Here is a 7,892-nt window from a genome sequence, read left to right on the forward strand (position 1 = left end):
ATGAATTAACATCAACCATCAACAAGGAAGAAGGAAGAGGAAAGAAGGAAGAAGGAAAAATATTACGTTGTTTGAATCTTAAGCTTTTGATATATCCGTACCCTTTGCTTCGACTGGTATATCAAATGAATTAACATCAACCATCAACAAGGAAGAAGGAAGAGGAAAGAAGGAAGAAGGAAAAATATTACGTTGTTTGAATCTTAAGCTTTTGATATATCCGTACCCTTTGCTTCGACTGGTATATCAAATTAATTAACATCAACCACATAGTAATAGTAGTAATTCTCTGAATAAAAATTTACTCACAGTTGACTGTAGATAAAGAATAATTTTTTCTGGAAAAAACCAGAACTGAAAGACCAAAAAAAGAAAAAGTGAATAGTATTACTAAAATAAGTCCCTGGTATTTCAAGAAAAAGATAAATGTATAACTCCCTGTAGTCTCACATCAAATTAGTATAATCATAAATTGTCAACAAAACTCTCCATAAATTCTCCCTAAAGTCATCACATACATACATATAGTAATAGTAGTAATTCTATATTAGTTCTCATATTTTGTTGAAACTTGCACTAACAAGTCATAATCTAATGCAGGATGGCAGAAATAACTGAGCAGTTACAAAATCCTAACACAATTACAAATCAAAAATGATTGACTTTTAACTTTTGACTTTTGACTTTTAACTTCCGCGTAGCGGCACTAGAAGCAATATTTTAAATAATTTTCTTAGAAGTTAAAATCTTGGTAGAATTTATCTCAGAAAAAATAATAAGCTCCAGTATAAGTGAGGTAAATAGTTAAATTGTTCAAACATCAATTATTTAATTCTGTCAACCGTTCCCGACAGCTAATTATTCAATTTATTAGTTTGTTTTGTCTTTGCTGTTTCCTGGTCATTAGTTGTAGTCAACCACAGAATAATCCTAATAACACCTCCACCGCAGAAATTCAAACAAATCGTATTACAATTGGTACAACTCTTAAACCTCGTACTGTAGACCCGGCAGATGCCTACGAAGTAATATCTGGTAACTTACTCTATAACTTGGGCGATCGCCTCTATGGTTACAAGTTAGGAACAACAGAACTTGTCCCTCAACTAGCTACAGAAATGCCAAAAATTAGCGAAGATGGCATAACATATACAATTCCTATTCGTCAGGGGGTAACATTTCATGACGGTACTCCCTTCAACAGCGAAGCAATGGCCTTTTCTTTAAAACGTTTTATTGAAAATGAAGGTCCACCTTCTTCTTTATTAGCAAATACAGTAGAGTCAGTAGAAGCTACGGGAGAATATCAGTTAACAATAAAGTTAAAAAAACCCTTTGCTGCTTTTACTCCTCTACTAGCATTTTCTGGTCTTTGTGCTGTTTCGCCTCAAGCATATACAATAGATGAAAATAAATTTAAACCCGATACATTTATTGGTACCGGACCATACAAATTAGTTGAGTACAGTACTGATGTTTTACGATTAGATATATTTGACAATTATTGGGGAGAGAAACCACAAAATCAAGGAATTGATATTCAAATCTTTTCTAGTTCAGCCAATTTATTTAATGCTTTTAAAACAGGTGCTATTGATGTAGCTTATTTATCTCTTGATACTGACCAAATTTCTAATTTAGAACAAGAATCAGAACGTCAAGGTTGGCAAGTAATTTCTACAGATGGCAAGACAGTTAATTATATAGTTTTAAATATTAATTCAGCACCATTAGATAACAAAGCAGTGAGACAAGCATTAGCAGCTATTGTTGACAGGAATTTGTTAAATAAACGAGTTTTACGAGAGCAAGCTGAACCTATTTATAGTCTAATTCCCAATAAATTTGAAGGTTATAAACCAGTATTTCAAGAAAATTATGGAGATGGAAATTTTGACAAATCTAAAGAGTTATTAAAAGAGGCAGGACATTCTCAAGATAATCCAGCAAAAATAGAAATTTGGTATGCTTCTAATTCGACAAAAAGACAATTAGTCGCTAGTACACTCAAAGCATCTGTAGAAGAAAAAATAGACGGTTTAATGGAATTAGAATTAAATAGTGTAGAAGCAGCAACCGCCTTTAAAAATTTAGATAAAGGACTATATCAAACTTTTATGTTAGATTGGTACGGAGATTTTGTTGACGCTGATAACTATATCCAACCATTTTTAGAATGTACAAAAGGTTCAGAAGAAACAGGTTGCGAAGCAGGAGCTAGCCAATTTCAAGGTTCATTTTATTATAGTGATCGTATCAATCAATTAATAGAAGAACAACGTCAAGAACAAAACCCAGAAAAGCGCCAAGATATTTTCAGAGAAATTCAAGACTTATTAGGAGAAGACGTTCCTTTTATTCCACTTTGGTTAGATAAAGATTATGTATTTGCTCAGAAAAACATTAATGGAGTAAATTTAGAACCGACTCAGCAGTTTCCTTTCTGGACAATTAATAAATCGTAGAGATTCTGACTGGAATTGAGAAGGAAGTAAAGATTTAGAATTAGATACTCTGATTTAGTGATTTAGATTTTTGATCGAAAAAGAATTTGAGCTAAGAGATCTATGTAGATAGTTAGAGTTATAACTTTCAAGGGAGTTCAGAAGACATATTTGCAAGGTACAGGAGCTAAAATTCAGGATAAATCATTGAGTTATTCATAAATTAAGTAGATTTAAAACCTCTGTTCTTAGTAATTAATTCTAACTCCTGACTCCTGACTCCTGACTCCTTAACAAATTAACGTAAAAAACAACTAACCATCCATAACACCAAAAACGTTACCAAAGTAATAAATATTTCTGTGCTTAAACCAGTTGCTAAAGCACTCAATATTCCACCTAAAATCAACCCAAGAATTAAACCCCCAACAGTCAACAATACAGCACGACCAAACTTATTCTCTTTACGATTAAGAAAATAAAGACAACCACCAACTCCCAAAGCCAAAGTAAGTTGCAAAATAGACGGTTGACTAACCCCAGAATAAATACTAATAGCACCTAAAACCACATATATACCAGTAGGCCACAAAATATCAGCTTGACTAGGAGTATCAATTAACTTTTGTAGCCAAACTGGCCCTTTTTCCGTCAACCCAGGAGTAAAACTATCAGGGACTTTCTTTGTTTGCTTCTCAGGAAACCGAATACGCTCAGGAACCTTAATCTTTCCTTCCTGACGCAACCGTAAACGGTCCATCAAAATCGAATCATAAGCAGCTTCAATATTTTCTATAACTTTTTGATCGCCACTATGCTGCTGCTTCAAACGTTCCTTTGCTGCTTGAATTTCATCAAAAGAAGCATCTTCAGTGAGACCAAGTTGTTGATAATGACTTAAATCGCTCATTTCAATTTATTAATAATTTTTTAAACTATGACAAAGTTTCTAGTATTTTAATCTTATCTAGTTTTCCAGAAATATGCTCAGTTAAATATACAAACATTTCTACACAAATTACCGAATAATCTCATAAATTAACATAAGTACTGACTATCAAAAATAGCTTTTAACCCCCTGAGATTAATAGAAGGAAAATCAAAAAAAGATATCTAGAGGCAAAGAATACGACTTTACTTAGGGAAGCATTTAACATTGGTTAGAGAAAAAAGGAATTCTAGCTCTAGAGCATTTTCTGCCAAACACTGAAATTACCACTTGATTAATGTATTTTACCTATCTTTTGGCTTGTAAATTTAGACTCTTGACTCGATCGGGCTTGCTGATTAAATATCAAAGCACTGACAGATATTGGTTTGCTGCCTTTTTTGGTCTAAAAAGGTCAAAAAGATAGTATTTTGGGATGATTATGGCAGAAAAATCTTGGGACAAATATACCCGACTACCTCCTCTATAATTTCCATTTCTCCTGTCTCCTGTCTCCTGTCTCCTGTCTCCTACCCCTACCACTCATACTGTATTCAGCAAACCCTAACTCAACCCACTCACTATCCCTGACCACTGCACTTTCTTCTGTTTTTCACGCCGATAAGAAAAAAAGTAATCCGGTTGTTGATAAGTACAATAAGGAGCGATCGCCATCTGTGAATGACCAATACCCAATTGCTCCAACTGTAAAACATTAACCATACGCACATCCAAGCGGACCTTTTCCGGTTCAGGATCGGATAAAATTGGTGAATTAGGCAAAAGCTCTAGAGAATGCAAAATATCTTCAGTAGTTGCTCTATCTATTTGTGGAACAACAGTCGCCCCAACCTCAGCCGCCACATCTTCAGAAACTTGATAAACCTCTCCAGCAATAGCAGGGCCAAGAACAAATAATAAATCGGATAATTGACTACCCTGAGCTTGAAAACTTGCCAATGCTACGGGAACAATTTTAGCGGCCGTGCCACGCCATCCGGCATGAACTGCTGCCACTTGTCCTGTTTTTTTGTCCGCAATCAAAACAGGTACACAGTCTGCACTGCAAACCCAAACTGCTTGTTTTGCTGTTTGAGTTATTAAACCATCAGCTTCAGCATAAGTTTTTTCGGGACTAGAATTAGGCATCTCTACCTGAGTAGCTTTCCCTGTTGTCAGTACAGTATTGCCATGTACTTGTTTCACACGATATACCTCAGCAGAAGAAGGGAATACTTCTACTAATTCTCCTGGTGTACGAGGCCAGAAATGGTGAGTAAAAAAGCCATGAGGCCAATGTTCCAAGAGGCTACAAGTTAGGTAAGATAATCCTTGCCATTTTTGCCAGTGCCAAGTGGTATTATTCTCGCCCAAAATTTGATAGTATCTATTTGATTTTTGTGAATCAGAGTCAGCTAAAGTCATTTCAGTTATCAGTTATCAGGAAAGGTAGAAGGCAGAAGGCAGAAGGCAGAGGGAAATTCTGACTCCTGACCTCAGCATAAGTGCCTTCGTTTATTTTGACATTTTTGTTCGCTCTACTGCACGGGATAGGAAGTTTACCTAAAGCCAGAGTGCTGCACAGAATGAATTTGACTATTGCTACATCCGCAACAGTAGTAGAGAGAAGGACTAAATCATCAATCCTGGATGCTTCAGACAATGAAATGACTATTGCGGATGTCGCAATAGAAGTAGAAGTCACACCCCAACTCCGAGTGCTTCAGACAATGAAATGACTATTGCGGATGTCGCAACAGAAGTAGGAGTCACACCCTCAACTCCGAGTGCTTCAGACAATGAAATGACTATTGCGGATGTCGCAACAGTAGTAGAGAGAAGGATTAAATCATCAATCCTGGATGCTTCAGACAATGAAATGACTATTGCGGATGTCGCAACAGAAGTAGGAGTCACACCTTCAACTCTGAGTGCTTCAGACAATGAAATGACTATTGCGACATCCGCAATAGAAGTAGAACTAACTAATGATTGAGTCATCAATCCTGGATGCTTCAGACAATGAAATGACTATTGCGACATTCGCAACAGAAGTAGGAGTCACACCCTCAACTCCGAGTGCTTCAGACAATGAAATGACTATTGCGGCATTCGCAACAGAAGTAGAAGTCGCACCTCAACTCCGAGTGCTTCAGACAATGAAATGACTATTGCGACATCCGCAATAGAAGTAGAAGTCACACCCCCAACTCCGAGTGCTTCAGACAATGAAATGACTATTGCGGCATTCGCAACAGTAGTAGAACTAATAATTGAGTCACAAACAATACAAATATTTTCTTACTTCACGAAACAAGAACTTGCCAATCAATTGTAGAGTGTTGGTATAGCAATGTGCGCAGGCATATTTACAAATGACAGGAGGTGTCCAATAGCTAAAAGTCTTATATGATTCCAACGGAGATGCTGCGCAAACGGTTTTTTTATTCCCCCTGTTGCCTGTTGCCTGTTGCCTGTTGCCTGCGCACAGCGCTATATCTATAAACTTTGACCCAAATATTAGGAAAATTGTCAGTAGCAGAATTTAACAAAGAAAAATTTATAGACAGCTTGTCAAATATTCAAGGAGTTTCAGATAAATTAACCGCTTCAACTTTCGCCAATCTCCATATTTTTCTGAGTCTCCCCTCAACAAATCAAACTCTTTGGCAGTTAATCGACTCCGGAAACCCATCAAGCATTGTTATTGCCAGTCAACAAACAGCAGGACGTGGTCAATGGGGAAGAAATTGGCAGTCAACTGTCGGGGGACTATATATGTCAATAGCGATCGCCAAGAGCAATACCATCGCTCCTAATATTTCTATATCTCAAACTTCTCAGCTAACTTTATCAAGTGCTTGGGGTATAGCTTCTAGTTTGAGGGATTATGGTGTGCCAGTTCAAGTCAAGTGGCCTAATGACTTAATTTTAGAACACAAAAAATTAGGAGGCATCTTAACAGAGACCAGGATACACAAGAAAAAAATTTCTCAGGCAGTAATTGGCGTAGGGATTAATTGGGCTAATTCTGTGCCAGACACAGGAATTAATTTGCAGAGCTATTATATGAAACAGTCTAAATCAGGAATATTCTCTCTAGAAATGTTAGCTGCTATAGTCTTTCATGGACTAGATTTTGGCATTAAACAACTTTTAGAGTCAGGAATAGAAAGTATCTTACCTTCCTATCAGCAACTACTTATAAATATTGGGCAGCAAGTAGTAGTAGAAGATCGTATTGGCACAATTGTGGGAGTAACGACCAATGGGGAATTACGGGTCAAGTTTAACCAAGACTCAACTAGTCCGCTGACTCAGCCTCAAATATCTTCCTCAGAAATTTTCCTAAAACCCGGTACAATCAATCTGGGTTATGGCCAACTTTTTCCCGGAAGTAGGTAGGGAGTAGGGGAGTAGGGCAGTGGGGGAGTGGCTCACACGGATTATGGCACGGATATACGGATAGGTCAGGGAGTAGGGCAGTGGGGGAGTAGGGGCGAATGGCATTCGCCTTCTTCACTGGATTTAGTGTCCGTGCGTAAGTCCTGACTTAATAATTGAAGTGTCACCTAAGTTAAGTATTCTTTTTTCACCCTTGGTATAAGAAGGTAAAAAGTAAGAAACTGCAATATTTTTTTTGGGCAACAAATCAATTTAATTACCAGAAAAAAATCATATAGCGGTTTTTCAATATAGATAGACTACAGGGGCTAAATCATTCTCCTACTGTCTACTTCCTAACCCAAAATAATTTTGTGTGGTCTACTTAAATGTTAAATGAAAAGCGCTGTAGTTGAAGTCAAATAAAGCAAGTAGATTTTTCTACTAGGGAAATTAATATAGCAGTCGAAGTAAAGGACGCGGATATATCAAAATCTTAAAACTCAGACAACGTCAGATTTTTCCTTATTCTTTCTTCTTTCTTCCTTGTGCTATAAGACACGCTCATGGTCGGTCGTTGATCCATAGGCAATTTTCCCTTCTGCTTTCTGTCTTCTACCTTATGTCTTATGCCTTCTTCAATGTTAAAGTTAATTTTTATTAAACTGCATTAATTGTCAATTCAAATAGGACTTACGCAAATTCACTTTAAAAACGCCATATGTAGGGGCTAATTAATTCGCCCTCAATTGATTTAGTGTCCATGGGTAAGTCCTGTCAAAGTAATAAGTATAGTGTGAGGAAATGATGGTATCAGAGAAGCAAAACCTGTCAGTAGAGTCTAAAACTGAACTACAGGAAACAACCAAAAAGCAAAACCAAAATATTATTCAGACCAAACTTCTAACTCATAAGTCTCTTATGCAGCTTGGTTGTTGTCTAGCAAGTCTAGGAATGCTGAGTAGAGGTATAGTTTTAGCCGAAGCAATTTTAGAAATAGAAGTGTATGACTATGAGCCATCATATCAACCTGCTCCAGTAGATAACTATTATCCCCAAACATCCTATTCGGAACCATCCTATTCACCAGAACCATATTACGAACCGGAACCCTACTACGAACCAGCACCTTCATA

Annotated in this window: 8 protein-coding genes and 1 pseudogene; 7 read left to right on the plus strand and 2 right to left on the minus strand. The window is 36.9% G+C overall.

Features of this window, described 5'->3' with window-relative positions; all coding sequences use genetic code 11:
• Nucleotides 1-809: 809 nt before the first annotated feature.
• Nucleotides 810-2,465, plus strand: coding sequence for an ABC transporter substrate-binding protein (locus tag F6K13_RS09200; RefSeq protein ID WP_124142799.1), 1,656 nt, complete (start codon nucleotides 810-812; stop codon nucleotides 2,463-2,465).
• Nucleotides 2,466-2,742: 277 nt separating this feature from the next.
• Here the strand turns inward: F6K13_RS09200 and F6K13_RS09205 are convergent, their stop codons facing one another.
• Nucleotides 2,743-3,354: a CPP1-like family protein gene (locus F6K13_RS09205; protein WP_124142798.1), complete on the minus strand. Its 612-nt coding sequence runs from the start codon at nucleotides 3,352-3,354 to the stop codon at nucleotides 2,743-2,745.
• A gap of 582 nt (nucleotides 3,355-3,936) precedes the next feature.
• Nucleotides 3,937-4,797 carry a peptidoglycan editing factor PgeF gene (gene pgeF, locus F6K13_RS09210; protein WP_124142797.1) on the minus strand — a complete coding sequence of 287 codons (861 nt, stop codon included), beginning with the start codon at nucleotides 4,795-4,797 and terminating at the stop codon, nucleotides 3,937-3,939.
• A 161-nt stretch (nucleotides 4,798-4,958) separates the two neighbouring features.
• Between pgeF and F6K13_RS09215 the strand changes: the two genes are divergently transcribed.
• The 6 genes and pseudogenes from F6K13_RS09215 to F6K13_RS09240 all read left to right on the plus strand — a co-directional run.
• Complete coding sequence (locus F6K13_RS09215) at nucleotides 4,959-5,111, plus strand: hypothetical protein (protein WP_287287245.1); 153 nt, start codon at nucleotides 4,959-4,961, stop codon at nucleotides 5,109-5,111.
• The gene (locus tag F6K13_RS09220) at nucleotides 5,108-5,368 is read left to right on the plus strand and encodes a hypothetical protein (protein ID WP_287287246.1); all 261 of its coding nucleotides are present in this window, start codon (nucleotides 5,108-5,110) and stop codon (nucleotides 5,366-5,368) included. Before F6K13_RS09215 ends, F6K13_RS09220 begins: the two co-directional genes overlap by 4 nt.
• Nucleotides 5,369-5,399: 31 nt before the next feature.
• Nucleotides 5,400-5,540, plus strand: a complete 141-nt coding sequence (locus F6K13_RS09225) for a hypothetical protein (protein WP_287287248.1) — start codon at nucleotides 5,400-5,402, stop codon at nucleotides 5,538-5,540.
• Nucleotides 5,537-5,710, plus strand: a complete 174-nt coding sequence (locus tag F6K13_RS09230; RefSeq protein ID WP_287287249.1) for a hypothetical protein — start codon at nucleotides 5,537-5,539, stop codon at nucleotides 5,708-5,710. The genes F6K13_RS09225 and F6K13_RS09230 overlap by 4 nt, the downstream gene beginning before the upstream one ends.
• 170 nt (nucleotides 5,711-5,880) lie before the next feature.
• On the plus strand, nucleotides 5,881-6,777 hold the full coding sequence (locus tag F6K13_RS09235) for a biotin--[acetyl-CoA-carboxylase] ligase (protein WP_240038740.1): 897 nt from the start codon (nucleotides 5,881-5,883) through the stop codon (nucleotides 6,775-6,777).
• 783 nt (nucleotides 6,778-7,560) lie between these two features.
• Nucleotides 7,561-7,892 (plus strand): annotated as a pseudogene (locus tag F6K13_RS09240) (hypothetical protein); the annotation flags it as partial.

It is taken from the genome of Okeania sp. SIO2B9 (assembly GCF_010672505.1).
Lineage (GTDB): Bacteria > Cyanobacteriota > Cyanobacteriia > Cyanobacteriales > Microcoleaceae > Okeania > Okeania hirsuta.

Bases quoted from the DNA above. Each gene is read 5' to 3' on its own strand.
- F6K13_RS09230 (WP_287287249.1), top strand. From the start codon at position 5,537: ATGACTATTGCGACATCCGCAATAGAAGTAGAAGTCACACCCCCAACT.
- F6K13_RS09215 (WP_287287245.1), top strand. From the start codon at position 4,959: ATGAATTTGACTATTGCTACATCCGCAACAGTAGTAGAGAGAAGGACT.
- pgeF (WP_124142797.1), bottom strand. From the start codon at position 4,797: ATGACTTTAGCTGACTCTGATTCACAAAAATCAAATAGATACTATCAA.
- F6K13_RS09225 (WP_287287248.1), top strand. From the start codon at position 5,400: ATGACTATTGCGACATTCGCAACAGAAGTAGGAGTCACACCCTCAACT.
- F6K13_RS09220 (WP_287287246.1), top strand. From the start codon at position 5,108: ATGACTATTGCGGATGTCGCAACAGAAGTAGGAGTCACACCCTCAACT.
- F6K13_RS09205 (WP_124142798.1), bottom strand. From the start codon at position 3,354: ATGAGCGATTTAAGTCATTATCAACAACTTGGTCTCACTGAAGATGCT.